Below are 26251 nucleotides of genomic sequence, written 5' to 3' on the forward strand. Positions count from 1 at the left end.
CCGGGGCGCCGATTAGGCACTCATCTTGCGGGATCCTGTGGAAACAACGCCGGCCGAAAACCGAACCGGCAAAAACACCAGGCGCTTACTCCCGGCCGTTGGCTTCAACCCCGTAATCCTGAAAAACCGTACTGCGCCCCCGCTCTCGCCTTGGGGCACGACTGCGACTGCCGCGCTCGTAAAACTCCTCGTCATTACGTTTCATTTTGCGCACACGCCGATCCATCGGTTGCAGCCACTCGTTGGGAATCGTCTTCATCTTCCTTATCACCTAGTGAGATTCACGCCTTGAGTTTGGCGCGATCCCACAGCGAGGAAAAACAAAATAATCTTGTGGTGAGCGATACCCTTTTTAATCGCAATCACGTCTGCAGTTCACGGTTGCAGGGCGAAATGGATAACGCTCTGGGCTTAGCTCCCGTGGTGACGCTGATGATGGCGTTGAAGGCGTATCAGACGCAAAACAATGGCAAACCGGCTCAAGATAAAGAGCACCAAAAGAAGGGCGGCACTCAGCCGGGCGATGCGCTCCCCCTGGGTATTGGCGGACGCCATCATGGGTTCGATACAGAGTGCCGCGGCCACAACACCGATCAGTCCGAGAGTGGTCAGGATCCCGATCGCTATCCAGTCATCTTTTACCGGCTTTCGGGGTGTCTCCTTTTGCCACTGGCGATCGAATAGGGCGGTGCCGCAGAGGGCGAGGTAATAGAGAGAGAGGCTGCCGTTGATCGCCACCACGAAGAGATCCATCCCATCGACGCTCAGCAGAAGCAGCATCAGGGTGGTCAGCGCAGCGATGGCGCACTTCACTTTTATCGACATAGGTTGCCATTGGGCCCGGGGAGAGTAGAGGAACCCGTAATGCTAACGATCCCATGGCGACAGCTCAAGCACCCAGCCGGCCACCTAAAGAGCATAAGTTCTAAAACGAAAAAAGCCGGGAGATCACCCGGCTAAAAAACACGCTTTCGCCGTTATTCCGGCTGACCAAAAAGCTGGGTCTGGTGAGCAGCGTAGGCGGCGTTGAAGGCCGGCTCCTGAAACTTCTTCAAGCCCATATCCGCAAAATCCGCCATCGGAGGATTGCGCTTCAATTGTGCCTTGATCTCTGTGTGGGATATCAAGGTGACATCCACCTCGCCCAGTTGGATTGCCGCTTCCATTTTGAAGCCCGGCGCACCGCCGGCAAACTTGCCTTTCTGGGCCCGTTGGATGATCACCACCCTGTCCACCTGGTAATCGCTCATCAACTTGTGGAAGGCAAAGTGAAACTGGCGCATCCCCTCGGCAGTCTCGCTGCCGGAGCAGGCCAGTGAGCGTTGACGGCATTCCGGCAGGTAGTAGCTCTCTACTTTGTAATCCAGTAAGCACAACACCGCTTCGGAACCCTTGAGTTCCACACCACAGATCCGCATATCGCCCCTTACATTAGCATTCACGTTTGGCGCGCATTGTAGCCCATCTTTACGCAGGAGCCGGTATGGAATCGCAAAACTCCGACCCACCCCACCCTTTGTTCTCCCCATCATCGATGGCAATTGCACAACCGAATCCACCCCGGCCACGATTGCGAGTCCCATCACAAGTTGGATAGGGAGACGGAGCTATACTGCGGCTCTCCCCCTTTGGGACGGTGGCTTCGACACCGCGACCAGAGGATACCTGAATTGAAATTGCAGCGATATTTTCAGTTTGGTCGGTACGGCGAGACGGCGCTGGGCAAGAAACTGACTAAACTCAAAATATCTTCGCCAGAGGATCCAAGTTCATGAACATCTATTTTATTTTGGCCGGCGTGATCGGGTTAATCGGTGCCTTGATGCACATCTTTATGGGATTCGGTGGCCTTCATAAATGGCTAGAAAAACATGGTAATACCCAGATGGAAGACCATATGCATGGCCTGCTCAGCTTCTTCTGGCACTTCGGTTCCATGCTGGTTCTCTCCCTCTCGGCTCTGCTTTTGCTTGAGGGACTGAACCTGATCCCGATCCACGCTCACCTGCAGTGGTTTATCTGCGTCATCTGGCTCATCATGACCCTCTTCTACATCCTGCTGCTGCGCCCCTATCGCCAGGAGCAAGGCGTCATGCTGCCCGCCTACGCCGGAGTGATTTCGAGTGTGCTGATCCTCATTGGCATTTTCTAACTCAACGCCCGCTGGGGCTGTCGAAGACCGGGTGCTTCGTCGCTGTTGCTAGTCGACCTCGTAGCCGGTCATCTCGATAAACCCCACCCCCAGCGACTCACTCCCCTCCGGCCCGGCGACAATCACGGGGCCTTCCCAGTAAGGGATAGAGAGTTGATTTCGTTGATCACGACTGCGAGTAGCCACGGAAAAGTGGTGCTCGCTCTCCCCCAGGATGACACCCACCTCCCACGCCACTGGGTATTTAGCACCATCCAGCCTGACCCAGTCCACGGCTTGCCACAGGATCTGCTCCGGCAGCAACGCCGTCACCTCCCCCTCCGGCGAGATCCAGGAGCCGGCGCAATGGCGCAGATCCGGGTTCTGACCACGTTCAGGTCGCAGACAGAACAGCATTAGGGAGGCATCCGAGTCGAGCTGGACGCTGAGCCAGTCCCAGCCGGAGAAACGACTATCGAGGAAACGAGACGACCACTCTCTGTCCAACCAGGCTTTGCCACTGACCGGCACCCAGCCCTCAGCCCCTTTCAGGTGGCCTTGGACTTGCAACCTCGGCAGGCTGTAGTAGTAAGAGGCAAGGGCACCGTCACCGCTTTTCTCGCTGTAGCCCCCTACGCCATGGGCCACCAGGGGACTGTCATCCAGAGTCAGCGCAAGGGCGAACCCCTCATCAGAAGCCACCAAGTTCAAAGGCAGGAACGCCTCACCCTGGCTCTGTAAGCGCCAGTGATCGATCCAGGCGATGAAGGGCTCTGCCCGCACGCCCGCTGGGGCCTGATCGGGCCCGCCGAGACCACCCCGCCCCCAGCGCTCCCAGGCACGATGGGGCCCCCGACTCGCAGGCGGTGACCACGCGAGGTGGGCCATGTACCACTGCCCTTGCCACCAGCCTCCCTCCTGCACTGGCTCCGGACCAAGCATGCGAAACAGTGTCCACTGTACACCATGTACCTCTCCCCCCGGCCCCTGCAACGTTGCCGTCAGGTACCACCACTCGATCCCTTGCTCCGGATGGGGGCCGTGGTCCTCTGGGAAGCGCAATGTTCGCCCCGGCCTAACCGCCTCTCCCCGCTCCGCACCCAACGAGAAGCCCCGCTGTCGCTCTGGCGTCGTCGGGGGCTGGCAGCCCAGTATCACCAGGGCGCCCATCAGCAAAGTGATGCGCAAACTCAAGGCTACCCAATCCCTCCCCATCACACCTCCTCCCGGCTCAATTGGCCCACCAGTGCCGAGCGTGACTGCCACCAGATCGGCCCGACGGCCACCAGGACCAGGACACCACAGGCCATCAGCAGCCCCGACAGCCAATCCCCGCTGCCAAATTGAACCGGCATGCTCCAGCCAAAAGCCAGCGGGTTCACCTTGCTCACCAGCTGCCAGCCCAGCACGAGACCCGATGCCACGGCCACCAGGGCCACCAGTAAGGTCTGGCAGCCCAGCTGGAGCAGTCGTGCACTGGCGATTTGCCCCCGGGTCATGCCCAGGGTGCTGACCACTGCCTGCTGGTGTTGCCAGCCTTGCTGCTGTGCCGCCAGGGAGGCAAACCAGGAGATCAACGCAACCACCAACGTTAACCAGGCCAAGGCATCCGTGATGGCGAAGGTTTTTCGAAACAATCCGTTAGCCTGCTGACGCAAAGTACGTTGAGCGATCAGACTGGCCGCAGGGATATCCAACTCGTTCTGCAGCTGCTCCAGAGTCTCATCCAACTGCACGCCCTGGGCCAGCTTAAGCGACAATCCGTCACTGGGTGCCTGACCAAACGCCGCTTCGAGTCGGCGATGCCAAACCACCAACTCACTGCTGGGGTTCCCATAGTCGTAGAACACCCCAGCCACCCGGCAGACAAAAGGAAGCGCACCGCTATCGAGTGTCAGTTGCTGCCCAAGGCGAAGATCCTTTCGCATCGCCAGAGGCTCATTAACCAGGCACCCCTCCATGCCCAGCTCCGCCCACCAGTTCGCACTCGCCGATTTAAACGCCATAAAGGGCCAAGGTTTGTCGGTAGCGCCGTACCCCTTAAGCAATACCGACTCACCCTCTAACTGTCCCTGACGTTGACTGCGGGTTTGCACCTCGGCAATGGCGGGGAGCGCCTCCAGGCGGGGCCGCTGCTGCCGCAAAGTGGCGTCGTCGCTGTAGTAGTAGATGTCCGCGTGCAAGCGTGTATCGAGAAATCCCCCCAGGGCAAACTCGAAAGACCCGACCAGGACACGCGTGGCGATGGCCGAGGCAAGCGCCAGGGTGATCGCGGCGATGGGCACCACCAGTCGACGGCTCGACGCCGACAGATCCCAGAGTCCCCAGGCCAAGGGAGCCTGCAACCAGGGGGCGGCCCGAGCCAGGGCGGCACTGCCGAGTTCAAGCACCAACGGCAGCAGAAGCAGGGTCAGCAGGACAGTGACACCGAGCAGCGTCAGGGCTTCACCCTGATTATCGGCGGTGAACTGAAGTGACAGAACCAGCAAGGCCGCAAAAGCAACCGCTCCACGGTGCCAGCGCGCTAATAGCCGTTCCCGATAGAGTAACCAAAGCAGCATGATGCCCATCGCAAGAAGCAAGACAACAAAGCAAAAGACGGCGTCACCCCAGCCCCAGTTCAACTGCAACGACCTCTCCATCTGGTATAGGGAGACCAGAGTATCGGAGACCCCGGGGGCAAGGTAACGGGCGAGGGCGATCCCGATCTGGCTCCCCAAGGTGCCTGCCACCGCCGTCCAGAGTATCAATTCCAGCGCCAGCGCCAGTGCCCACTGCCGACGGGTGAAACCGAGCTGGTGTAGGATCCGGACACTGAATTGGCGATGCTGCACCAAACGTTCCAGAGCGTGAAAGGCCAGCAGCAACCCCACCAGGAAGCTCAACACGGAGAGTGCCGTCAGGTTCAGGTTAAAGGCCTCGAGAAGATGGGGGTCGCCACTTCGAGCCACGGAACGAAGCACCTGGTCATCGTGCAGCTGGTTTTCCAACCACTGCTGCTGGGACGGTGTCAACTCAGGCAGTGCCAGATAGGAGAACCACGGACCGGTATCGGCCAGCAGGGCTGCGGGGCCGATATCCATCAGCAACCAGGGACCCACATCGGAGCGCAGCGCCAAAGGGGGCAATCGCTGACCGTCGGCGGTCGACAACACGTCGCCCTCCCGCCAACCTGCACGGGCGGCCAGTTGGTCATCAACCACCGTCTGCCAACCCCGGTTACCGAGATAGGGGCCCGGAGGCAGGGGCTCGGCGCGAAGCCTGACCCAGCGACCATCAGACAGCCCAAGACGAGTATCCAGTATTGGGCGGGCAGTGATCCCGGCCCGTACTGTCTGCAGGTACAGATCCCGATGGATCCGCTCTCCCGAGAGCAGGGAGTGAACGCGCCAGGGAAAGGGGCTGTCCAACCCCTTCTCGGCCTGGGAAAAGCTCTGCCGGGCGGCGGCGTTGAGTGACTCAACCCCACTGAGCAGTGCGGCCGCCAGCACCAGTCCGAGGGCGAGCCAAAGGTGAAGCCAGCGATGCCGACGCATCTCTCCTAAGGAAAGCGCAATGAAGTCCCTTATCATGGCTTGCCCAGCCAATGCAGTTTCTGCTCTGCGAGCATCAGTCGGTGAGGGAACTGGTGTGCCAACTCGTTGCTGTGGGTCACCATCAGCAACGTTGCGCTTTGTGCCTCGGCCAGCCGCTGCAACTGGGTGACTACGATCTGGCTATTGCGCTCATCCAGGTTCCCGGTCGGCTCGTCGGCCAGGATCAGGGAGGGGTTGTGGATCAGGGCCCTGCATACCGCCACCCGCTGCTGCTCTCCACCGGAGAGGCGATCCGGATAACGATTGAGAAGCTCAGTGAGTCCCAGGCTCTGGGTCAAAGGCTGGAAGCGCTCTGCCCGGTCATGGCCATACTTGAGCCGGTGTGGAAGAAGAATATTGTGTCGAACCGTGAGCGCCGGCAGAAGCTGGAAACCCTGGAAGACGATCCCGATATTCCGACGATAGCGAGCCAGCTCGTCACTGCTCATCTTGGCCAGCTGATGCTCCGCCACCTGGATCTGCCCCCGCTGAAGCGGTTCCAGCCCCGCCAGCAGGTTCATCAGGGTGGTCTTGCCACTGCCGCTATCGCCGAGCAAGGCACAGTGCTGGCCCTGGGCCAGGGTCAAACTGAGTCCGTCAAAGATGACTCGCTGCCGTTCCCCGTCCCGACGGGCAAAGTGCAACCCCTGGATCTCGATCATCCTTCCTCCTGACCGCTGTGGCAGAGATACCAACGAGCATGGCAGACCGCCGCGCACCTTGAGCTTTATCAAACGTTTCAGGCGGCAGAAAGATCACCCTGTTGGCCTGTCAACACGACGGCATTGCCGACGCAATGGCGCCAGGCTCGGTGGACAATGCGCGGCATTTGGGGCCAAGTTCCTCGACAAGAGAAAGCAGGCGAGATTAACCCGGAGCGAGGGCGAGGATTGGGAACCTATGGCTCGGCGTTCGCACTCCCAACTCCCTGTCATGGCAAGGTTGCCCTGTCTTGGCACCACGATTGTCGTAGAAACTGGCAAGCAGGAAGTTGAGCTCCTCGTCATCCAGCAGTGGCGCATCCCGAACCATCGGTTCGGGCACGGCCCAATATAGCCCACTGCCCTTTTCGGACTTTACCGAGGTGTCCGATCGATGAGGGGCCACGCCTTCGACTTTAGGCTCCCGAGTTAAAGATTCATGGGGTTGAGGCTTTGTACCCGGTCCTTGGAACTGGCACTGGATAAACGCCAACTCCTCGTCAGAGAGCAGGGCCTGCTCCCGAGGCGCTCTTCCCAGTGCCTGCTCCCCCGCGCCGACGGGGAAAGCGGCTACCCACATCGATGAAACAAGTTTCTGATCACCTTCGGTTTGATTCAAAGCCGAACGCTCGCTGCGTTCGTCTGCAGGAAGGGGCGCCCTGAGGCGTCGACGCGGAGCGTTAACCTGTCCTAAAGAGAGAAGAGAGGCAGAGAGACGACCCGGCTTTTCCTCCTCAACAAGGTCCGGTTGCGCAGCCCGCTGGGGCCGGACGGGTTGCGACGAAGCCGGAGCCTGTGCGTTCATTGCACGAAGATGCAGATCGGCACTTTGGTCACTCGGATCCGGTTCGAGGAGGCTCTCCTCCATAAGCGCCCGAATGCCTGACAGTCCCGTTCTCTCGAGAGACTTTCCCCCCAATACCAACGAGTTACCACCGCTTAGTGTTGCCATCTCCCTCTCCTTGGGGTGTCCCTGCCCCCTTAACGCTCTTGTCGAAAACCGGTCAGCATCGCTCTATGCCCGATCGGCCAAGGTCAGTCTCACTCAGTGTTCACGACCGACCCGGCTGACTTCAGGCATACATGTTCCTGCGGATCAGGCGTTCAACGAAAAACTCCAAGTGGCCACTTGGGTTACTGGGGACCGGCCAGGTAAGGATCTTGCTAGCCAGGCCTTGATAGGCAACGGCTGCCGGCGAACGAGGAAAGGCCTCCACGACAGTCTGTTGCTGCCGCACCGCCTTGCGAACATGATCATCCAGGGGCACAGTGGCCACCAGCTCCAGCGCCACGTCAAGAAAACGGTCCGTCACCTTGGCAAGCTTGGCGTGCAGTTCCATCCCCTCCCGGGCTGTGCGGACCATGTTGGCCACAACGCGAAAACGGAACACGCCATGTTCACGGGAGAGCAGCTTGATCAAGGCATACGCATCGGTAAAGGAAGCGGGCTCGTCGCACACGACCACCATCACCTCCTGCGCCGCCCGGGCAAAGCTCATCACCATGTCAGAGATCCCCGCCGCGGTATCGACGATCAGGCAGTCAAACTGGCTCTCCAGATTGGAAAATGACTGGATAAGGGCGGCGTGCTGGGCCTCTGTCATCTCCACCATCGCACGGCTGCCGGACGCTGCCGGTACGATTTTGATCCCCAGGGGGCCCTCCACAAGCACCTGCTCCAGGGAGCACTCACCGGAGATCACGTGCGACAGATTGTGCTTGGCTCGGATCCCCAGTTGCACATCGACATTCGCCAACCCCAAATCGGCATCAAGCACCAAGACTCGCTGCCCCTGCTCCGCCAGGGCAACCGCCGTATTGATCGATACGTTGGTTTTACCCACCCCCCCTTTCCCGCCCGTCACTGCGATGACTCGGACCATGCTTTCGTTGTTCACTTCCATTTTTTTATCAGTCCACTTGTTCATACTAAAAACCTTCCCAGCTCTCGCCAGAGGGGCTGAGGTAACGCCCCGGGCTGCTTTGTGGGGCCTCACCTTGGCCGTCGTTTTTTTGGCGCCGCCCCTCAAGTCACGTAACAAGCAACTATCTTGCCAAGAAAGATTGCCTCAAGCCGGTGAGCATCAGCAACCTATTAAAAGCGCGTGAAAACCATCGGGAACCTATCCAGTGACGATACTCAAAACGCACAGAAGTGATGAACGGATTCTGGCGTCACTATCCGCATGGCAACAAAAAGCCCCGTCATCTGAACGATGACGGGGCCTGGTAATACAGCCTGCTGCAGCCTCCGGGCCGAAGGGATCAGCCCTCCTTGTTCATGCCGTACTTTCGCATCTTTTCCACCAAGGTAGTCCGCCGCATCCCCAAGAGTTCGGCGGCGCGGGCAACCACATGCTGCCCCTGTTCCAGGGCTTGCCGGATCATATCGATCTCAAGATCCGCTAGCATATCCTTCAGGTTAAGGCCATCCTCCGGCAATTCACTGGAGAAACGGGATTCCCGAACCTCCACCTGCTCCTCACCACTGAATAGGGCGGCAAACACATCCTGCTCCTGCTCCTCCTCCGGGTAGTCAACGGAGAACTCCGGCACCTCCAGGTGCCGGTACTTGCGGGGCAGATCGTTGACATCAACCAGACTGCCGGGATAGAGGATCACCATACGCTCCACCAGGTTGGAAAGCTCCCGGACGTTGCCAGACCAGGGGTGCGCCACCAGCGATTCGATAGCCCGCTTGGTAAAACGTACCTTGCCTTTACCCTCCCCTTCGATACGACTGACCAGCTCATTGAGCAGCAGGGGAATGTCGTCGGTACGCTCCCGCAGCGCCGGCATCTCGATGGGAAACACATTGAGCCGGTAATAGAGATCTTCACGGAAATCGCCGGACTCGATCATCCGTTCCAGGTTGCGGTGGGTTGCGGCCACGATGCGGACATTGGCCCGGATGGCACGGTTCCCCCCGACCCGTTCGAAGCTTCGCTCCTGAAGAACGCGGAGGATCTTGACCTGCATATGCGGCGGCATATCCCCAATCTCATCGAGGAACAGGGTTCCGCCTTCGGCCATCTCAAAGCGCCCTTTGCGGGTGGAGATCGCCCCGGTAAAGGCGCCTTTCTCATGGCCAAAGAGCTCGCTCTCCAGTAAGTCCGGAGGGATAGCACCACAGTTAACCGGAATGAAGGGGCCGTCCCGCTGGGCGGAGAGGTAATGGATATTACGCGCCACCACCTCCTTGCCAGTGCCGGACTCCCCGGTCACCAGCACACTCGCCGCAGTCTCGGCCACCTGGCTGATCAGGTGGCGAACTTGAGCAATGGCTTCGCTGCGCCCGACCAGGGAGCGAAAGAGCTTGGTCTGGTTTGGACTGGTGGGGGAGACCTCATGGCGCACCCGCTGATAAACCTGGCAGTAATGAAGCAACTCGGTCAATTGGCCATAGCTGTAGGGCTCGGTCAAGGCTCCGACCATATTGGGCGCGCTGACACGGCTCGGGCCCAACCCGAGCACCGGTTGACGGGCATGGCGCTGAACCAAGGAGTGCGCCTCCCCATCGAGCAGCCCCTCATCCAGGAGGACGGCGCGGTACCGTGTGCGGCTCAAGCGCTGATCCAGCTCTTTGAGGGGAACCGACTCCACCTCCTCGCCGAGAAAACGGAGGAGATAAGCCAGCTTCTCCTGACGGGCGTTTTGCTCGTCGACCAGCAAAATACGTTGTTCTGTCTGCATGGTTTCGCTTACCAGAGGGTTACTTTGCCCGAGAGAATCAGCCATAACATCGAAAGAAACTGCTGATATCCCCGTGAGTTAACATTATTCCCCCATTGTAACCGGCATCGCGTCTAGCGCAACAGAGCCGAGCTTTTATCCTAAACCGCGCGATCTCCACTGCCGCCATAGCCAACAAACCGGGGATTAAGGGGCCACTCCCTGGCCAGATAGCCGGCGCTAACGGCCCGTCAGAGGCCGCTTTCGCAACTCAGGGAACCATGGCTGTCGCTGCGTTCGTCTGTTTTTAGGTAGTCAGCAGAGGCGGGAAAAGTTCTCGGGCAATGCAGGGAAAGAAAATCCGGCAGATCGAAATGGCCAGATAAAAAAGGGGCGTCGTGTTCTTGGCGCTTGGGGAAAGAGGTGCAAGATAAATAGTGGGCCTTGAACCGAGAACCGCAGACTGCGACAAAAAAACCGGCCAGGCGGCCGGTCTATAACTTAGTGAGACAGCTTAGTCCCAAGCCAGCTCACGGAAATGGCGGCGACACATGGAAACGTAGCGATCATTACCGCCGATCTGCACTTGGGCACCGTCCCGCACCGGCTCGCCGGTTTCATTAAGTCGGACGACCATATTCGCCTTGCGACCACAGTGACAGATGGTTTTCAGCTCCACCAGCTTGTCGGCCCAGGCCAGCAGATGCTGGGCACCTTCGAACAGTTCACCACGAAAGTCGGTTCGCAAACCGTAACAGAGTACAGGGATCGACAGCTTATCCACGATCTCCGTCAGCTGACGCACCTGGCCTCGGGTCAGAAACTGGCACTCATCCACCAGCACGCAGTCGATCTTGCCCTGAGCCAACTGCTCAGACACCAACGTCATCAGATTGTCACCGCTGGCGAAGATCAGCGCATCGGACTCCAGGCCAATACGTGAGGTCACCTTGCCCACCCCGAAGCGGTCATCCAACGCCGCAGTGAGCACCAAAGGCGCCATCCCCCGTTCCCGGTAGTTGTACGCGGACTGAAGCAGTGAGGTGGATTTGCCGGCGTTCATCGCCGAATAGTAGAAGTAGAGTTGTGCCAATGTGCTGTCCCCTGAAGCTGTGGCGTCATCCTATAAAAAACCGGCGGTGTAGACCACCGCCGGCTTAGTAGAGCGTTACCCGCCCGTCGTTTTCACGATCGGGCTTGCGCCATCACTTGACGATCACTGATACCGCGCAGCAGCAAAACAGCGACCACCAGTGCCACCAGGCTGCAGGTGAAGCCCAGCATGGCGGAACCGGTTAACCCGATAGTGAGATAACCCAGCCCGGCGATCAGGGCCACGGTCAGCGCATAGGGCAACTGGGTGGTCACGTGGTCAATATGGTGGCAACCGGCACCGGTGCCGGAGAGTACCGTGGTATCCGAGATAGGAGAGCAGTGATCCCCAAACACAGCGCCGGCCAGCACGGCGGCCATCAGCGGCAGCACCATGCTGATGTCAGCCGCAATGCCAACATCGGCGGCGATAGGCAGCATGATGGCAAAGGTGCCCCAGCTGGTGCCCGTTGCAAAGGCACAGATCCCCGCCAGGATGAAGATCAGGACCGGCAGCAGCCACATCGGCAGCGAGGCCTGGATAAAGGAGGCCAGGTAGGTGCCGGTCTCCAGATCACCGATGACACCGGCAATGGTCCAGGCAAACAGCAGGATGTACACCGCCGGCAGCATCGACTTGGTGCCGCTAACCAGTGCCTGGCCCACCACGGAGGCGCGGACACCCTGGCGCAGGGTCATCAGGATGGCCACCACCAGGCTCACCAAAGAGGCGTAAAACAGCGCCATGGTGGTGGCGGTATTTTCCAGTGCGCCCATCAGGCTGAAGGGCTGATCATCCGCCGCCAGGGCGGCGTTCCCGGTAGCAAGGATGAAGTATACCGAAGCGACCATCAGTACCAGGATCGGCATCATCAGACCCCAGACCGAACCGTTATCCGCTTCCGGCAGGCTCTTATCCACCCCCGGCGGGTTACCCTTGGACGCGTCCCAAAGCTGCCCCTGGCTCCGAGCGCGCTGAGCCGCACTGGCCATGGGACCGATACGGATATCAAAGATGATCACGCAGGCCAGCATCAGCAGGGCGAAGATGGCGTACAGGTTCATCGGGATCATCTGCAGGAAACTGGTCAGGGCACCGAAGTCGGTCAGGTCACGGGCGGCGAAGATCCCCCCCAGCAAACCGACGATATAGGCACCCCAGGAGGAGATGGGGGCAAGCACACACACGGGAGCGGCGGTGCTGTCCACACCGTATGCCAGCTCTTCGCGGGATACCTTGTGGTCATCCGATACCGGCTTGGCCACGGAACCTGTGGTCAAGGTATTGAAGTAGTCATCGATGAAGAGCACAAAGCCCAGAGCCATGGTCATCAGGCGCGCATCTTTACGGGTATGGATCCGGCGGCGGGCCCAGTGGGCAAACGCCTTGGCGGCGCCACTGGCGGTGATCAGGGCAATCGTCATCCCCAGCGCCAGCAAAAAGCCCAGCAGAGGCACGTTCCAGTCATCAATAGCGCCATCGCTCCAGAACAGGCCCACTGCCCGTCCGAGCAGGTCACTCAAAGAGGTCAGCGGTGAAAAACCGTTCACCAGAAGCACACCGATCAGGATCCCGATCCCCAGGGAGAGCAGAACACGGCGGGTCAACACCGCCAATACAATGGCCACCAACGGGGGCAGCAGGGAGAACGCCGTATCGGCAAATTGGAAAGAAACCATCTTTTTATATTGTCATCTTTTTTAAGATGGAGGCGACTGACACGGCAATACGCCGTGGGGGGAATGCATGAGAGATGATCCACCGTCCTTTCAGTAGCGCTCCATAGTTAATCTGGACCTGTCTTCCTAACAGAGATCACTATGGCAGTGCTGTGCCTGTTCGACACAGCCCCAGCAGTGAAGGGCGACCCCTTGACCACTTCGGCACTGACTCCTTTGGCCCGGCGTCCTCGGTTATCCACCTCGTCCGGGTTACTGATAGGCAGTGCACCTCTACCTTGCTTAGGCAGCAGTTGTAGCTAGATAGTCACAACCGCGGGGCATTCTAACCATAGCCATCGGGGGCTTTGCCAGAAGATGATGCCACTTTGTGAGCGAGGTCACATTATTTTTTTAGCAGAGCGATTAGGTCCGGCAGGCATTGGCTGATATCCCCCTGCAGGGCGTAATCCGCCCACTGCATCAACGGGGTCTGCTCGTCGGTGTCGATGGCCACGACGATACCCGCGTCTTTGATCCCGGCCAGGTGCTGGTCCGCTCCGGAGATCCCCACGGCAATGTAGAGCCTTGGCGCAATGATCGCACCGCTTTGGCCTATCTGAACCGCGTTATCCACCAGTCGCAGGTCCACCGCTCCCCGGGAGCCGCCAATGGCCGCTCCAAGCTGATCCGCCAACGCCTCAATCAGCGGCATCTGCGCCGACGCAACGCCACGGCCCACCCCGATCACAATCTCTGCAGAGTGCAGCCTTGGTCGCGACAGGGGCAGGGCCTGCTGGCTCAGCACCTCACTGCCGCAACTGTGCTGCGAGAGAGTGACCCTCTCTACCTGTAATGGGGTGCCCGACACCTCGGGCGCGAAGGCGCTGGTTCGCAGCGTCATAAGCAACGGTCTTTGCTGCGACTCAACCGTTTGCCACACGGCACCAGCATGGCTGGCCCGAATCACCCGGTTAGAAGATTCAATCGCCACCACCTCAGAGACCATTGCCCGGTCCAGCAGGGCCGCCAGGTGAGGCAAGAGATCCTTACCGAATGAATCGGAGGCCATCAGGATATGGGAAAATTCCTGAGCACCAATCCACTGCGCCAGGCTTCGTGCCCACCTTGTAACCAGGATAGGCTCAGGGATCTCGGCATGAAGCAGGCGCTCAACGCCGGAGAGGCTGCGCAAAGGCTCTGCCGCCCCGGCTTCTCCAAGCACCAGCAGTGAGTTCATGCTGGGCAAATGCTTAAGGGCAGCAGTGAGTCGAGCACACTGGTCAGATGCCGCCGTCCCCCCCTGGGTCAGGAGCAGAACCTTCATTAAATCCCCTTTTGTTACGTCATTCTGTTCATGAGGAACAACGGTTGTTCCGGAGCTTAGCGCACTGAGCGCCCTTGAAAATCGTCACAGTGCCGCCGTAAGGCTGAAGCGCGAACGGTGTCATGCGAATATCAACATCGAATTCGACACGCCAGTGGTCTTATCCAGTGACGTTTGTCCCCCTTCAGCCAAAGGAAGTCGATAATCGCGTGATCACTCGCAATGCGATACCCGTTCTCACTCCAGGGGGAACGGCTTGCTCATCACCACCATAAAACTCAAATAAAAGAATACCGATCCGCTGATAAAGTCCTTAACAAACATAGAGTAGAGTGGAGGCTTCTCTTTCCGTCATGATTGGACTTTAAGGTCGCACATTTAAAATGTACGCCGCTGGAGACAGGCGACAAATACGCAATTCTCATGATGGCCTATCGCAACAGCGTTTCAGCTCCGGCCTGTAGAGCTACCCAGCCAATGGCTTATTGAAGACCTGGTCACGGTTTTTCATGCACCAGCAAACCTGAATCAACGGAAAGAACATGGCGCCCTAGGCCTGAGCACAATTGCTTTCTCTTACTGCAAGGAAGTATCCCATCGACGGCGCCATCTCTGCATCGGCAAAAGTCCGGTGAGCGATCTTGATCACAAAAACCTGTCTTATGACAAGAAAATGGCGTCAGTCTGATTACACCTGTTGCCACTCATTTCGTTGTTTCTTTAATCAACAGAAGAGAATAAAAATAAGCTGCTCGTTGGGTTTGCTTTTTAATAGAAAAGTTTTATTCTTCCCTTTGAATCTGATATCTCCCGACAATGACAATAAAGGACACTCCTAATGGCAGATTTTCTGGAAGTCTTGACCCACGGTCGACGCCTCAAAGCACAACTTAAAAACCTGAGTGTGAGTGAGCTGCGTGAAGTGATCGTTAAAATGCAGGTCATTGCTGATGAGTTCGAAGAGGAAGAGAAGGCGGAGCAGGAAGCCAATGCTGAGCGCCTTGCAAAGATCGAAGCCATTCGGAAGCAACTGGCCGAAGATGGCATTGCCCTGGAAGAACTGGGTGCCGTAACAGAAAAAACCAGCCGTAAAAAGCGCGCTCCTCGGCCGCCAAAATATGAGATCATGGTCGACGGTGAGCGTATTACCTGGACCGGTCAGGGCCGCACCCCCAAGGCGATCAAAGAGCGCCTGGATGCCGGTGCCTCCCTGGAAGATTTCTTGATCAAGAAATCCTGATCTGGCACCGCCAAATCAATCGGATGATGATCAAAAACCGACCGCCCATGCGGTCGGTTTTTTATGCTTTTTATTTTACATATCAAGGCTATAGCGCTTAACTCCCTCTCAGCTTTGTGCGTCAACAAATAGTTGGCTCAGTCTATTCGAGTGCATTTTTCAGCAACTAACGCGAGGGGAGATCACTCACCCATGTCACCGCTTTGGGCATTAGGAGCTCACAAAGAGAGGTAGTATTAGCCTGCCCCTGCTACGACACGGGGAACATAACCCCCTTTTGAGATCCACCGTCATTATCCAGCAACCTTTTCACCGGTCATGCCAATGGGTCCTTAGCCACTCTCCCACCGGGCCTCCATTTCGACCTTAAGCCTAAATTAACACTTCCCGAAGCCACTAAATCTTTACGTAAGAATAAAGGAGGATTCAGTGACTCAACGTCATCGCGAGTCCACGACTCCGTATCCTGGCAGCTCTCCGAAGGCCCCCAACCATACAAAGGAAGGACTTCAATACGCCCTGAAAATAAGAACGCAGGAAAATAACCGAGATCGTCAATTCAAAGTGATCACTTTGGCAGACAACTTTTAACGCATCCTCCAGTGTCAGCAACTGACCAAGAGCACCGATTAAAGAGAGTAAAGCTGCTACCTTCGCTCTGAGCCCATTGCCAGATGACCAAAGAAGTCAGCATGAAAAGTGCTAAGCCGTGATTCATAGAAAGCCCGGAGCCGAGCGTAAAAGTACCCTTTCACGATGACATCTTGGCAAACGTTTGTTTTTTAGCCAGCCTCAATAGCAATGAAGTCAGACCCTTTCCAGCGATAAAGCTACGGGATGGCAGTGCCGCCCCCACCCTGAGGCTCTTCGCATCAACAGAGCCGCCCCGGCGGGAAAGGGACACTCTGGTAGTAAGGCTGTTACAATCTCCCTAGTATCCCTTGCCTTAAGGCTTTGCTATGCGACGATTAAGCGCCCTCTCTTTGCTGCTGTTGACGGCGTGCAGCAACGACTATCGATTCTCCAGCAACCTGGATCCGGACAATTTCGAAGACTATTTCGCTGCCGGAAATGTTGTCCTGGTGGATACCCTGCCGCCCCAGGCGGAGGCGCTGGGCGTGGTAGAAGGGCAGAGTTGTCAGCGAGAGGCTCAGGATCCGGCCCCCAATGGGGCCGAGGCCCGTACCGATATGCGGCGCAACGCGGCTCAGCTGGGTGCAGATGCGGTCAAGCTGCTGCGCTGCAGCGAGGTGGATCCCGAAGCCAGCGGCTGCCTGGCGCTGATGGTCTGTTATGGCCAGGCGTTGCGAACCGCAAAATGAAACAGAGTATTGAAGCGGTGGCCCTGTGCCGCTCACCCTATAAGCAAAAGTTCGCCATTCCCCGCCAACCCAACCTGGTACCCGCCGCCATCGCCCGACTGGAGATGCAGGGCGAGTGCAACCGAGCCGAGTGCTTGCGCGGTTTGGACCAATTTTCCCACCTCTGGGTGCTGTTCTCCTTCCATGAGAACCTGGCACAGGGCTGGAAACCCACGGTGCGTCCTCCCCGCCTTGGGGGCAACGCCCGTATCGGTGTCTTCGCCAGCCGGGCAACCTTTCGCCCCAACGGTCTGGGGATGTCGGTGGTCCGATTGCACCGCATCGGCCAAGAGGGAAAGCAGCATTTCGTGGAGATCGCCGGGGCGGACCTGCTCGATGGCACCCCCATATTCGACATTAAGCCCTACATCCCCTACTCCGATGCGCTGCCCGATGCCCAGGGAGGGTACGCCCAAACCCCGCCCCCATCGATGCCGATGCGGGTTCTGCCCCAGGCGCTTGCCGCGATGGAGGAGGCTGAGCGCGCTCACCCCGGTTTTCGCACCTTGGCCGAGCAAGTTCTGGCCCAGGATCCCCGCCCCGCCTACCAGCGGGAGGCCGGCCGCGAATACGGTGTCCAGTTGCATGATCGGGATCTGCGCTGGCAGGTGATCGAGGACACCAACTGTGTCACCGATGTGGTGAAGTGTTAGCTGGGTTTCGGCCCAAGTCATGAGCAAGTACAAGAGTGTTCGAGCCGATGGAAGCCAACCAGGACCCCATAAACCCGTCTCACCTCTCCCCGGAGGATCGTTACCGGGCCCAGCATCAGCGTCGACTGGCCTGGATGCCCTGGCTTTATTACCGCCTAAAGGCCAAGCACCTGGCCTGGGCGCGACCCTGGCAGCAGGCACTGCAGAAAACCTTGAGTGAACTTGAGACGGTGCAATTCGGTGACGAGTGCTTTATCCCACCGGACCTGGCCCTTTTTGCCGAGCCGGGCAGGCAGATCCGTTTTGGTGACCGCTGCATGGTGGCCGCCCAGTGCTTCCTGCATGGCCCAATAACTCTTGGCGACGAAGTGAGCATTAACCATGGCTGTAGCCTCGACGGTGGCCGAGCCGGGATCCAAATTGGCGCCCAAACCCGCATCGCCCACCATGTCTCCATCTATGCCTTTAACCATGGTATGGCCCTGGACCGGCCGCTCTATCAGCAGGGGGTCAGCTCCATCGGCGTCACCATCGGCAGGGATGTGTGGATTGGTGCCCGGACCGGCATCGTTGACGGAGTCACTATTGGCGATCATGCGGTGATCGGCATGGGCAGCGTGGTGACCCGGGACGTGCCCCCCTATGCGAAGGTAGCCGGCAACCCGGCCAGGGTGATCGGCGACCGACGGGATGGGGCATCCGGATAGTGCCATGATCCGGCCGAGAGTCGGATCACCCACCGGGCTAACGCGTAGGGTGCCAACAGAAAACTATCACCATCAATACGCGGCATTGGGGCGGCACAACAAGCCTCTTGCTGCGTGACCGGCCGGCAGGGATACCGCAACCAAGTCAACATCGGGCTCAAAGCCTGGACCGAGCAGGCTAACCGGCCCATTGACCCCGCGCGTCGCCATAGACTTGTGGCGTTGGACTGATAAAATAGTTGGCTGAATTTTCCCTAGGTGAATGACTGCAAATGCGTACCAGCCAAACCCTCATCTCCACCCTCAAGGAGACCCCCTCCGACGCCGAGATCGTCAGCCATCAGCTGATGCTGCGCGCCGGTATGATCCGCAAACTGGCCGCTGGCCTCTACTCCTGGTTGCCCAGCGGACTGCGTGTACTGCGGAAGGTGGAAACCATTGTCCGCGAAGAGATGAACCGTGCCGGCGCCGTCGAGACCCTGATGCCGGTGGTGCAGCCAGCGGATCTTTGGCAGGAAACCGGTCGCTGGGATGACATGGGTGCTGAGATGCTGCGGCTCAAAGATCGCCATCAGCGTGACTTCGTGCTGGGCCCGACCCACGAAGAGGTGATCACCGACATCGTGCGCAACGAGATCAAATCCTACAAACAGCTGCCCATCAACCTGTATCAGATCCAGACCAAGTTTCGGGATGAGCGTCGCCCCCGCTTTGGCGTCATGCGCGCCCGCGAATTCACCATGAAGGACGCCTACTCCTTCCACCTGGACCAGGCCACCATGGACGTCACTTACCAGTCCATGTACGCCGCCTACTGTCGAATCATCGAGCGCATGGGGCTGGCTTACCGCCCGGTACTGGCGGACACCGGCGCCATTGGGGGCAGCCACTCCCACGAGTTCCAGGTCCTGGCACAAAGCGGTGAGGATGCCATCGCCTACAGCACCGAAAGTGACTACGCTGCCAATATCGAGAAAGCGGAAGCGCTGGCCCTGGGCGAGCGCGGCGAGCCCGCCATGGCGATGACCCTGGTGGACACGCCAAATGCCAAAACCATCGACGAGCTGGTGAGCCAGCACGGCATTGCCATCGAGAAAACCGTCAAGACCTTGATCGTCAAAGCCAGCGACGAAGTGGAGAGCGAGTTGGTAGCCCTGATGGTTCGTGGCGACCACGAGCTGAACGAAGTCAAAGCGGAGCACCTGCCCCAGGTGGCCAAGCCGCTGGAGTTCGCCACCGAAGAAGCCATCCGCAGTGCCATTGGTGCCGGTCCGGGTTCATTGGGCCCGGTGGGCCTTGAGCTGCCGCTGATCATTGATCGCTCCGTCGCTACCCTGAACGACTTCGGCGCTGGTGCCAATGTCGACGGTCAACACCACTTTGGCATCAACTGGGATCGCGATGTGCCGCTGCCGACGGTTGCAGACCTGCGGAACGTGGTCGCCGGCGACGCCAGCCCCTGTGGCAAAGGTACCCTGGAGATCGCCCGTGGCATCGAAGTGGGCCACATCTTCCAGCTGGGTACCAAGTACTCCGAGTCCATGAACGCCACCGTACTCAACGAGCAGGGCAAGGCCACGCCGTTGATCATGGGCTGTTACGGTATCGGGGTTTCCCGCCTGGTGGCCGCTGCCATCGAGCAGAACCATGACGATCGCGGCATCATCTGGCCGGACGCCATTGCGCCCTACCAGGTCTCCATCATCCCGATGAACATGCACAAGTCCCACCGTGTGGCCGAACTGGCGGAGACACTCTACGCCGAGCTCAGCGCCGCGGGCATCGAAGTGCTCTTCGATGATCGCAAGGAGCGCCCCGGGGTGATGTTTGCGGATCACGAGCTGATCGGCATTCCCCACAACATCGTCATCGGCGAACGTGGCATCGATGCGGGCAACATCGAGTACAAGTCCCGCCGCAGCGGCGAGAAATCCGATGTCGCCATTGAGCAGGTGGTCAGCTTCATCCAGCAGCAGCTGGCACTGTAAGCTTCCCCTCCTCAAGGTTCCGCAGAGCCAGCCGGTTTCGGCTGGCTTTTTTATTGCTTCATTTCCACCAAACGTCGCAAAGAGCACATCAAAATCACATGCATTCAAACAGTCTTATCAGCGAAAATTTATCGCAAAGTATTAAAAATCAAGAGCGAAAGATGTAGGAAACTTTACAGTCGAAATAAATTAATTCGAATACGAATGATTGATTGCAGCCATCTACCGAGGTAAGTTTTCCCCAAGATCGTTGTCTGTGAGGCGGGATGCCTCTTAAGCACAGCGCACCGAGGCTCGTCGCCTGGATGATGCCGGCGTTCGATCCAAGGTTTGGCTTTGTGAGTGGGAAAAACCCCCTAACTTAGAAGCATTCACCTAGAGTCAGTCGATGCGGTCCGCGCCTGGCCGCCCATAGGAGAAGGAGAACAATATGGTGGAGTTTCTGATGCCGCCTGTCCTGAAGGACAGTGACGGCAATGAGCGCCGGGTTGGTGTTGAACTGGAGTTTGGAGATGCGCCGATCAAGGAGACCGCGAGCGCGTTGCAGTCGAGACTTGGGGGGGATCTCCGTTTCGAAAACCCCTACGTGGCCCATCTGGAGAATACGCCCCTTGGCGACCTGCGAATCGAGCGGGATGCCGAGCTGCTCAACACGGTGCCCTATCGGGAGTGGTTAAAGTCCCTGGATATCGATTTCGATGCCGGCACCCTGGCCGCGGAGCTGGAACAGGGCGTCGATGCCCTCAGCAGTCGACTGGTCCCCGCCGAAGTGGTGACCGAACCGCTGCCCATGAGTGAGCTAAAAATTTTGCACCCCCTGATTGAGGCCCTGACACAGCTCGGCGCCAGCGGCACCGACGCTTCCTGGCTCAACGCCTACGGCTTGCACTTCAACCCCTCGGTACCCGATTGCGAGGCCGACACCCTAACTGCCTACACCCAGGCTTTCGCCCTGCTCTATCCTCGCTTCATCGACGCCGGTGAGATCGACAAGACCCGGCGCTGGCTCACCTCCTATATCAACCCCTTTCCGAACACCTACCTGGCGCGGATCTTGACCCCGGACTACCAACCGGATCAAACCGGATTTATTGATGATTACCTGAAGGACAATGCGGACCGCAACCGGGCACTGGACCTGCTTCCCCTGCTTAAGAATATCGATGCGGATAGGGTTGAGTCAGCACTGCCCGAGGCACAACGCAGCCTGGTTAAAGCCCGACCCGCGTTCCACTACCGCCTGTCAGATTGCCGAATCGGTGATCCCAACTGGCAGATAGAAAAGGAGTGGCGACGTTGGTGGCAGGTCGAGCAACTGGCCCACGATGACTCGATGCGCCAGGAGCTTTTGAGCGCCTGGAGCAAAGCACAGGATGATGCCGCCTACCTGGCACAGCTGGACACAGCCATGGCACAAGCGGACTGGAACCAGGGAGGTTAATATGGGCCGTCGTGTACGCATCGGAGTGACCGGGCCCACCCAGGGAGGCGACCTGGCCTGGCTAATGACCCGACTGGCACTGTGGCGTGCCGGCGCCGAGGCGGTGCGGCTGCGCAGTGGCCGCCCCATCGACTGGCAAAACCTGGATGGCCTAGTGCTGGGTGGTGGCAGCGATCTTGCCCCGGACCTCTACAATGAAGGCAACGGCGATCAGGACGAGGAGACCAAGCTTCCAACCACGGGGCGAGGTTGGCGCGACCTCACCGTGGCCCTGCTACTCTGGCTACTGCGCCGACTGTTCAGTCTCAATGTCCGTCAGCCTAAAGCCGATGCAGAGCGGGACCGCATGGAGCAGGTACTGTGCCGCTTCGCCCTGCATCGTGGCCTGCCGATTCTCGGGATCTGCCGAGGAGCGCAGCTGCTGAACGTGGTCAACGGCGGTAGCCTGCACCAGAATGCTGACGCGTTTTACACCGAGAGCCCCAAACTTCGCACCGTGCTGCCAAAGCGGCCGGTTCGCTTGGCCCAGGATAGCCGCCTGGCGGCCCTGCTGGGACAACAGCGATGCCGGGTGAACGCCCTGCATGACCAGGCGGTGGATCGGCCAGGACGGCAGATCGCGATCACCGCCTGGGACAAAAATCGCCTGGTACAGGCGATCGAACACACCGAACGTCCCTTCGTGATCGGCGTTCAATGGCATCCTGAGTACCTGCCCCAGGTCAAGCGCCAACAGCGACTCTTTCGGGCCCTGGTGGCCCAAGCAAAGCAACGGAGCCAGCCATCTTGAGCCTCTTTGGTACCACCCCGAGCGACCTGGATCTGGAAGATCTGCTGCAGCTGATCATCGGCGCCTTTGCCCTGGCCGTGCCGGTCTCCTTTTCCGAGGAGGCCTGGCACCTGGGGGAGACCCTTCCCACCCTCAACTTGCTGCTGGTGGTGCTGCTCTCCCTGGGGTTTCTCTCCATCTACGCCGCACAGAGCCTGTTCCAGGGCCGTATCCGCGATCGCCTTCCCCGCTACCTGCTGCGACTGATTCTGGCCTACGGTATCACCCTGGTGGTGGTCTCCCTGGTGCTGTTGGCGCTGGACAAATGGCCGCTGCTGACTGAACCGGCGGATGCCCTCCGGCGTACCCTGGTGGTATCCCTACCCGCCTCAATGGGGGCGATCGTCGTCGACGCCCTGGATAAAGAGTAACCAAGAGAGGCAGGAACCATTCTGAGGGTTTACCCTCAAGCATACCCACCGACAAATAGGAGTGAAATCATGGCGAACGAAGGTTACCACGAGCCTATCAATGAACTGAGTGACGAGACCCGTGACATGCACCGCGCCATCACCTCCCTGATGGAGGAGCTGGAAGCCGTGGATTGGTACAACCAACGGGTGGATGCCTGCCAGGATGAAAGCCTGAAAAAGATCCTCGCTCACAACCGGGACGAGGAGAAGGAGCACGCTGCCATGGTACTGGAGTGGATCCGCCGCCGGGATCCCTTCTTTGATAAACAGCTCAAGCGATTTTTGTTCACCGAGGATCCCATCACCCACGATTGAACCGGGTGCCCGCTTGTAGTCACAAGTTGCTCTTTTTAGGTCATAATTGAGGTTAACTCGGCGGGAAACGGAGCACCATGACCTCCCAGCACCTTAATGGCTACGGCCTTCAACTCAGCGGCGGCGGCGCTCGAGCCGCCTACCAAATTGGGGTACTCAAGGCCGTGGCCGAGCTCTACCCCAGAAACCACGGACTCCCCTTTCCCATCCTCTGCGGTACCTCCGCCGGCGCCATCAATGCAGTAACCCTGGCCTGCTACGCCAGTTGCTTCCATCTCGGGGTTCGTAAGCTGGAGTACATCTGGCGCCACTTTCAGACTCACCAGGTCTACCGGGCCGATCCCGTCGGGGTCAGTCGCCAGCTGCTGCGGCTGCTGCATCGCGGCGATGGCAAGCCGCCGAGCCTCTTTGACAGCGCACCTTTGCGAGATCTGATCCACCAGGTACTGCCGCTGGAACGGCTGGAGCGCCATATTGAGCAGGGCTACCTGAGGGCCGTGACCCTCTCCGCCACCCGCTACTACCACCCCTGCTCCGTCAGCTTCTACCAGGGCCATCCGGAGATCGTACCTTGGCGACGCTCACGCCGTTTCGGTCAGCCCACCACAATAACCGCTGAACACCTAATGGCCTCCGCCGCCATCCCCTTCGTATTCCCCTCCATCCAACTGGATAACGACCACTACGGCGATGGCTCCGTGCTGCAGATGTCCCCCCTCAGTCCCCCCATTCACTTGGGCGCGGAACGGATCCTGGTGGTGAACCTGGACAGTCCGCACCGTGCCCTGCCGCTGACCCAACGGCGCCGGGCACCGGACAGCAGTGACATCGCCGGTCACCTGCTGGACACCATCTTCTCCGACACGCTCAACTCGGATCTGGAGCGCCTGGAGCGGATCAACCGCAGCCTCTCGCTGATCCCCCCCAAACAACGTCCCAGCCAGCCCCTGAAGGTGATCGAAACCCTGGTATTGAAGCCCTCGGAAGATATCGATGCCATCGCGCGTCAGCACTACCGCAAGCTGCCCTGGGCGGTTCGCTGGATGCTCAAGGGGATTGGGGTGGATGGTGATAGCGAATCGAGCCTGCTCAGCTACATGATGTTTGAGGCCCCCTACTGCAGCACCCTCATCGAGCTGGGTTACCACGATGCCCTGGCCCGGCAGGGGGAGCTGAAACACTTCTTCCGGCTGAACTAAGCCGAAATCAGTAGCCGTCCAGCAGCCGCCGTTCCGCCTTCTCCATCTTGGCCGGTGGGCCCTGCAGCAGCAGACTGTCGCCGACCATCATGCAGAGGGTCCCATCCGGATTGAGGCGCACACCGTCTCGCCGCACCGCCTCTACGGTAACCGGTGCAAGCTTGTCTCCCACATCAGCCAGGGTATGGCCCACCGCCCAGGCATCCCGGGTTAACACCACCGCGTGGAGCTGCTCCGGGGCCAGATCCTGGCCGCTGAAGAAGCCGTGCAGGGTTCGGTAGTGACGACGCCGCTCCTGCTCCAGACGTTTGAGGATCGAGGGAAGGGGGACATCCAGACGATACAGGACCTGGGAAACCAGCATCAGGCTGCCCTCCAGCGACTCGGGGATCACCTGGTCTGCACCGGCACTGCGCAGCGCCTCCAGGGTAGTATCATCCCGGGTCCGAACCAGCACCGGCAGGTCCGGTTTCATCTGCCGGATGCAGTCGAGCTGGTTGAAGATGGTGCGGCGGTTGTCGTAGGTCACCACCACCATTTTGGCCCTGCCCAACCCCGCATCGGTTAAAATTTCGCTGCGCCTGGCATCACCGTAGATCACCGGCTCGCCACCGCCCCGCGCTTCCCGAACCCGCACCGGATCCAGGTCCACCGCCAGGTAGGGTATCCCCTCGCGGCGCAGGAAGCGGGCCAGCGTCTGCCCCACCCGACCATAGCCCAGCAGCAGCACATGTCCGGTCATCGCCGCCGGCGCCCCCGGTGGGTCCGACAGCAGGCGATCCCCGCCTCCAAGTATCCACTTGGCCAGGCCGATGCAGTGATTGATCAGGGTCGGAGCCAGGGCCATGGAGAGCACACCAGTCACCACCAGCAGATTGGCCAGGGCGGAATCGATCACCTGCCAGCCCAGTGCCAGGCCAATGAGGATAAAGCTGAACTCACCCATCTGCGCCAGGCAGACCCCGGTTGCCAGCGCATCCTTGCTCTTCTCCCCGGAGAGCATCGCCACCAGGGTCACCAGCAGCGCCTTGACCACCATGATGCAGGGAAGCATCACCAGCAACAGCGGCCAGTGTGCCACCACCAGGGAAAGATCCAGCAACATCCCCACAGAGACGAAGAACACCCCCATCAGGAGATCGCGAAAGGGGCGGATATCCGCTTCCAGCTGCTGCCGGTACTGACTCTCGCCCAGCAGCATCCCCGCCAGAAACGCTCCCAGGGCCATGGAGAGGCCGAGGGCCAGGGTGACATAACCGGTGGCCAGCGCCACCACCAATGTGGTCAGGACGAAGAGTTCATGGGAGCGGGTGCGGGCCACCTCATCGAAGATCTTTGGCAGCAGGAAGCCACCGGCCCAGAGCAGAGCGGTAAAGACGGCACCGGCCTTGAGCAGCGCCAATCCCACGTCGGCCATCAGCGCGGTGCCGGTCAGGTCCGAGCCCAGCATGGGGATGACGATCAGCAGCGGGATCACCGCCAGATCCTGAAACAGCAGCACGGAGACCGACAGCTCACCATGGCGCCGGTTGAGCCAGCCGAGCTCATCCAACTGGCGCAGCACAATGGCGGTGGAGGAGAGTGCGATGGCAGCCCCCACCACCACGGCGGTTCGCCATTCAATCCCCAGCGCCAGGGCAATCAGAGCCGCCAGCACGCCGGTGAGCCCCACCTGGGCCGAACCTAGGCCAAACACCCGGCTGCGCATCGCCCAGAGTCGCGGCAGGGAAAACTCCAGACCAAGGGAAAACATCAGGAACACGATGCCAAGCTCAGCCACTAGGTGGATCTGCTCGGTGCCGAGCCAGGCCAGGCCCTCCGGACCGGCGGCCAGCCCCAGCCCCAACCAGGCCAGAATCGGCGGCAATCCGAGGCGGCGCGTCAACCACAGCGCCAGGATCGCCATCAATGCCAAGACCAACCCTAACCCCAGTGCGCTATCGAGCAT

At 59.3% G+C, this 26251-nt stretch carries 24 protein-coding genes and 1 riboswitch; of the genes, 11 read left to right on the forward strand and 13 right to left on the reverse strand.

Annotated elements, in window-relative coordinates; genetic code table 11:
• Positions 1 to 85 precede the first annotated feature (85 nt).
• The 3 genes from ABD997_RS07670 to ABD997_RS07680 form a co-directional block, all read right to left on the reverse strand.
• Positions 86 to 259, reverse strand: a complete 174-nt coding sequence (locus ABD997_RS07670; RefSeq protein ID WP_345316424.1) for a hypothetical protein — start codon at positions 257 to 259, stop codon at positions 86 to 88.
• Positions 260 to 411: 152 nt separating this feature from the next.
• Entirely contained in the window at positions 412 to 825 is a 414-nt protein-coding gene (locus tag ABD997_RS07675) for a hypothetical protein (RefSeq protein WP_345316425.1), read from the reverse strand.
• A 152-nt stretch (positions 826 to 977) separates the two neighbouring features.
• Positions 978 to 1418 carry a DUF3010 family protein gene (locus ABD997_RS07680; protein ID WP_345316426.1) on the reverse strand — a complete coding sequence of 147 codons (441 nt, stop codon included), beginning with the start codon at positions 1416 to 1418 and terminating at the stop codon, positions 978 to 980.
• A 353-nt stretch (positions 1419 to 1771) separates the two neighbouring features.
• Between ABD997_RS07680 and ABD997_RS07685 the strand changes: the two genes are divergently transcribed.
• A complete protein-coding gene (locus ABD997_RS07685) occupies positions 1772 to 2152 on the forward strand; it encodes a hypothetical protein (protein ID WP_345316427.1) in 381 nt (126 codons plus the stop codon).
• Between the two features lie 48 nt (positions 2153 to 2200).
• Here the strand turns inward: ABD997_RS07685 and ABD997_RS07690 are convergent, their stop codons facing one another.
• The 9 genes from ABD997_RS07690 to ABD997_RS07730 form a co-directional block, all read right to left on the reverse strand.
• Complete coding sequence (locus ABD997_RS07690; RefSeq protein WP_345316428.1) at positions 2201 to 3346, reverse strand: lipocalin-like domain-containing protein; 1146 nt, start codon at positions 3344 to 3346, stop codon at positions 2201 to 2203.
• Positions 3346 to 5667 carry an FtsX-like permease family protein gene (locus ABD997_RS07695; RefSeq protein WP_345316429.1) on the reverse strand — a complete coding sequence of 774 codons (2322 nt, stop codon included), beginning with the start codon at positions 5665 to 5667 and terminating at the stop codon, positions 3346 to 3348. The genes ABD997_RS07690 and ABD997_RS07695 overlap by 1 nt, the downstream gene beginning before the upstream one ends.
• A 32-nt stretch (positions 5668 to 5699) precedes the next feature.
• Positions 5700 to 6368 carry an ABC transporter ATP-binding protein gene (locus tag ABD997_RS07700; RefSeq protein ID WP_345316430.1) on the reverse strand — a complete coding sequence of 223 codons (669 nt, stop codon included), beginning with the start codon at positions 6366 to 6368 and terminating at the stop codon, positions 5700 to 5702.
• A 205-nt stretch (positions 6369 to 6573) separates the two neighbouring features.
• Positions 6574 to 6987 (reverse strand): hypothetical protein, encoded by a 414-nt coding sequence (locus ABD997_RS07705; RefSeq protein ID WP_345316431.1) that lies wholly within the window; start codon positions 6985 to 6987, stop codon positions 6574 to 6576.
• A 493-nt stretch (positions 6988 to 7480) separates the two neighbouring features.
• Positions 7481 to 8335, reverse strand: coding sequence for a MinD/ParA family protein (locus tag ABD997_RS07710; protein WP_345316432.1), 855 nt, complete (start codon positions 8333 to 8335; stop codon positions 7481 to 7483).
• A gap of 337 nt (positions 8336 to 8672) precedes the next feature.
• Positions 8673 to 10100, reverse strand: coding sequence for a sigma-54 dependent transcriptional regulator (locus ABD997_RS07715; protein WP_345316433.1), 1428 nt, complete (start codon positions 10098 to 10100; stop codon positions 8673 to 8675).
• 493 nt (positions 10101 to 10593) lie between these two features.
• Complete coding sequence (locus ABD997_RS07720) at positions 10594 to 11172, reverse strand: thymidine kinase (protein WP_345316434.1); 579 nt, start codon at positions 11170 to 11172, stop codon at positions 10594 to 10596.
• 92 nt (positions 11173 to 11264) lie between these two features.
• A complete protein-coding gene (locus ABD997_RS07725; protein WP_345316435.1) occupies positions 11265 to 12851 on the reverse strand; it encodes a Na+/H+ antiporter NhaC family protein in 1587 nt (528 codons plus the stop codon).
• A gap of 86 nt (positions 12852 to 12937) precedes the next feature.
• A riboswitch (Lysine riboswitch) is annotated at positions 12938 to 13135 on the reverse strand.
• A gap of 101 nt (positions 13136 to 13236) precedes the next feature.
• Positions 13237 to 14157, reverse strand: coding sequence for an electron transfer flavoprotein subunit alpha/FixB family protein (locus tag ABD997_RS07730; protein WP_345316436.1), 921 nt, complete (start codon positions 14155 to 14157; stop codon positions 13237 to 13239).
• Between the two features lie 838 nt (positions 14158 to 14995).
• Between ABD997_RS07730 and ABD997_RS07735 the strand changes: the two genes are divergently transcribed.
• From ABD997_RS07735 to ABD997_RS07780, 10 genes are all read left to right on the forward strand, one after another.
• Complete coding sequence (locus ABD997_RS07735; RefSeq protein WP_345316437.1) at positions 14996 to 15397, forward strand: H-NS histone family protein; 402 nt, start codon at positions 14996 to 14998, stop codon at positions 15395 to 15397.
• A 959-nt stretch (positions 15398 to 16356) separates the two neighbouring features.
• A complete protein-coding gene (gene rcsF, locus ABD997_RS07740; RefSeq protein ID WP_345316438.1) occupies positions 16357 to 16719 on the forward strand; it encodes an Rcs stress response system protein RcsF in 363 nt (120 codons plus the stop codon).
• A complete protein-coding gene (gene tsaA, locus ABD997_RS07745; protein WP_345316439.1) occupies positions 16716 to 17411 on the forward strand; it encodes a tRNA (N6-threonylcarbamoyladenosine(37)-N6)-methyltransferase TrmO in 696 nt (231 codons plus the stop codon). Before rcsF ends, tsaA begins: the two co-directional genes overlap by 4 nt.
• A 47-nt stretch (positions 17412 to 17458) precedes the next feature.
• Positions 17459 to 18118, forward strand: a complete 660-nt coding sequence (locus ABD997_RS07750; protein WP_345316440.1) for an acyltransferase — start codon at positions 17459 to 17461, stop codon at positions 18116 to 18118.
• 272 nt (positions 18119 to 18390) lie between these two features.
• A complete protein-coding gene (locus tag ABD997_RS07755) occupies positions 18391 to 20106 on the forward strand; it encodes a proline--tRNA ligase (protein ID WP_345316441.1) in 1716 nt (571 codons plus the stop codon).
• Positions 20107 to 20536: 430 nt separating this feature from the next.
• Positions 20537 to 21547 carry an amidoligase family protein gene (locus ABD997_RS07760; protein WP_345316442.1) on the forward strand — a complete coding sequence of 337 codons (1011 nt, stop codon included), beginning with the start codon at positions 20537 to 20539 and terminating at the stop codon, positions 21545 to 21547.
• A gap of 1 nt (position 21548) precedes the next feature.
• The gene (locus ABD997_RS07765) at positions 21549 to 22337 is read left to right on the forward strand and encodes a gamma-glutamyl-gamma-aminobutyrate hydrolase family protein (protein ID WP_345316443.1); all 789 of its coding nucleotides are present in this window, start codon (positions 21549 to 21551) and stop codon (positions 22335 to 22337) included.
• Positions 22334 to 22747, forward strand: a complete 414-nt coding sequence (locus ABD997_RS07770; protein WP_345316444.1) for a DUF2391 family protein — start codon at positions 22334 to 22336, stop codon at positions 22745 to 22747. Before ABD997_RS07765 ends, ABD997_RS07770 begins: the two co-directional genes overlap by 4 nt.
• 69 nt (positions 22748 to 22816) lie before the next feature.
• Positions 22817 to 23104, forward strand: a complete 288-nt coding sequence (locus tag ABD997_RS07775; protein ID WP_345316445.1) for an encapsulin-associated ferritin-like protein — start codon at positions 22817 to 22819, stop codon at positions 23102 to 23104.
• Positions 23105 to 23181: 77 nt separating this feature from the next.
• Complete coding sequence (locus tag ABD997_RS07780; protein ID WP_345316446.1) at positions 23182 to 24303, forward strand: patatin-like phospholipase family protein; 1122 nt, start codon at positions 23182 to 23184, stop codon at positions 24301 to 24303.
• A gap of 7 nt (positions 24304 to 24310) precedes the next feature.
• On the opposite strand, the gene ABD997_RS07785 is transcribed toward ABD997_RS07780, so the two are convergent.
• Positions 24311 to 26251: a cation:proton antiporter domain-containing protein gene (locus tag ABD997_RS07785; RefSeq protein WP_345316447.1), complete on the reverse strand. Its 1941-nt coding sequence runs from the start codon at positions 26249 to 26251 to the stop codon at positions 24311 to 24313.

The sequence above is a fragment of the Ferrimonas gelatinilytica genome (genome assembly GCF_039544205.1).
Taxonomy (GTDB): Bacteria; Pseudomonadota; Gammaproteobacteria; order Enterobacterales; family Shewanellaceae; genus Ferrimonas; species Ferrimonas gelatinilytica.

Bases quoted from the DNA above. Each gene is read 5' to 3' on its own strand.
- ABD997_RS07735 (WP_345316437.1), top strand. From the start codon at position 14,996: ATGGCAGATTTTCTGGAAGTCTTGACCCACGGTCGACGCCTCAAAGCA.
- ABD997_RS07775 (WP_345316445.1), top strand. From the start codon at position 22,817: ATGGCGAACGAAGGTTACCACGAGCCTATCAATGAACTGAGTGACGAG.
- ABD997_RS07755 (WP_345316441.1), top strand. From the start codon at position 18,391: ATGCGTACCAGCCAAACCCTCATCTCCACCCTCAAGGAGACCCCCTCC.
- ABD997_RS07710 (WP_345316432.1), bottom strand. From the start codon at position 8,335: ATGAACAAGTGGACTGATAAAAAAATGGAAGTGAACAACGAAAGCATG.
- ABD997_RS07730 (WP_345316436.1), bottom strand. From the start codon at position 14,157: ATGAAGGTTCTGCTCCTGACCCAGGGGGGGACGGCGGCATCTGACCAG.
- ABD997_RS07690 (WP_345316428.1), bottom strand. From the start codon at position 3,346: ATGGGGAGGGATTGGGTAGCCTTGAGTTTGCGCATCACTTTGCTGATG.
- ABD997_RS07750 (WP_345316440.1), top strand. From the start codon at position 17,459: ATGGAAGCCAACCAGGACCCCATAAACCCGTCTCACCTCTCCCCGGAG.
- ABD997_RS07760 (WP_345316442.1), top strand. From the start codon at position 20,537: ATGGTGGAGTTTCTGATGCCGCCTGTCCTGAAGGACAGTGACGGCAAT.
- ABD997_RS07675 (WP_345316425.1), bottom strand. From the start codon at position 825: ATGTCGATAAAAGTGAAGTGCGCCATCGCTGCGCTGACCACCCTGATG.
- ABD997_RS07765 (WP_345316443.1), top strand. From the start codon at position 21,549: ATGGGCCGTCGTGTACGCATCGGAGTGACCGGGCCCACCCAGGGAGGC.
- ABD997_RS07685 (WP_345316427.1), top strand. From the start codon at position 1,772: ATGAACATCTATTTTATTTTGGCCGGCGTGATCGGGTTAATCGGTGCC.
- ABD997_RS07705 (WP_345316431.1), bottom strand. From the start codon at position 6,987: ATGTGGGTAGCCGCTTTCCCCGTCGGCGCGGGGGAGCAGGCACTGGGA.
- ABD997_RS07680 (WP_345316426.1), bottom strand. From the start codon at position 1,418: ATGCGGATCTGTGGTGTGGAACTCAAGGGTTCCGAAGCGGTGTTGTGC.
- ABD997_RS07700 (WP_345316430.1), bottom strand. From the start codon at position 6,368: ATGATCGAGATCCAGGGGTTGCACTTTGCCCGTCGGGACGGGGAACGG.
- tsaA (WP_345316439.1), top strand. From the start codon at position 16,716: ATGAAACAGAGTATTGAAGCGGTGGCCCTGTGCCGCTCACCCTATAAG.
- rcsF (WP_345316438.1), top strand. From the start codon at position 16,357: ATGCGACGATTAAGCGCCCTCTCTTTGCTGCTGTTGACGGCGTGCAGC.
- ABD997_RS07780 (WP_345316446.1), top strand. From the start codon at position 23,182: ATGACCTCCCAGCACCTTAATGGCTACGGCCTTCAACTCAGCGGCGGC.
- ABD997_RS07695 (WP_345316429.1), bottom strand. From the start codon at position 5,667: ATGCGTCGGCATCGCTGGCTTCACCTTTGGCTCGCCCTCGGACTGGTG.
- ABD997_RS07725 (WP_345316435.1), bottom strand. From the start codon at position 12,851: ATGGTTTCTTTCCAATTTGCCGATACGGCGTTCTCCCTGCTGCCCCCG.
- ABD997_RS07670 (WP_345316424.1), bottom strand. From the start codon at position 259: ATGAAGACGATTCCCAACGAGTGGCTGCAACCGATGGATCGGCGTGTG.
- ABD997_RS07715 (WP_345316433.1), bottom strand. From the start codon at position 10,100: ATGCAGACAGAACAACGTATTTTGCTGGTCGACGAGCAAAACGCCCGT.
- ABD997_RS07785 (WP_345316447.1), bottom strand. From the start codon at position 26,251: ATGCTCGATAGCGCACTGGGGTTAGGGTTGGTCTTGGCATTGATGGCG.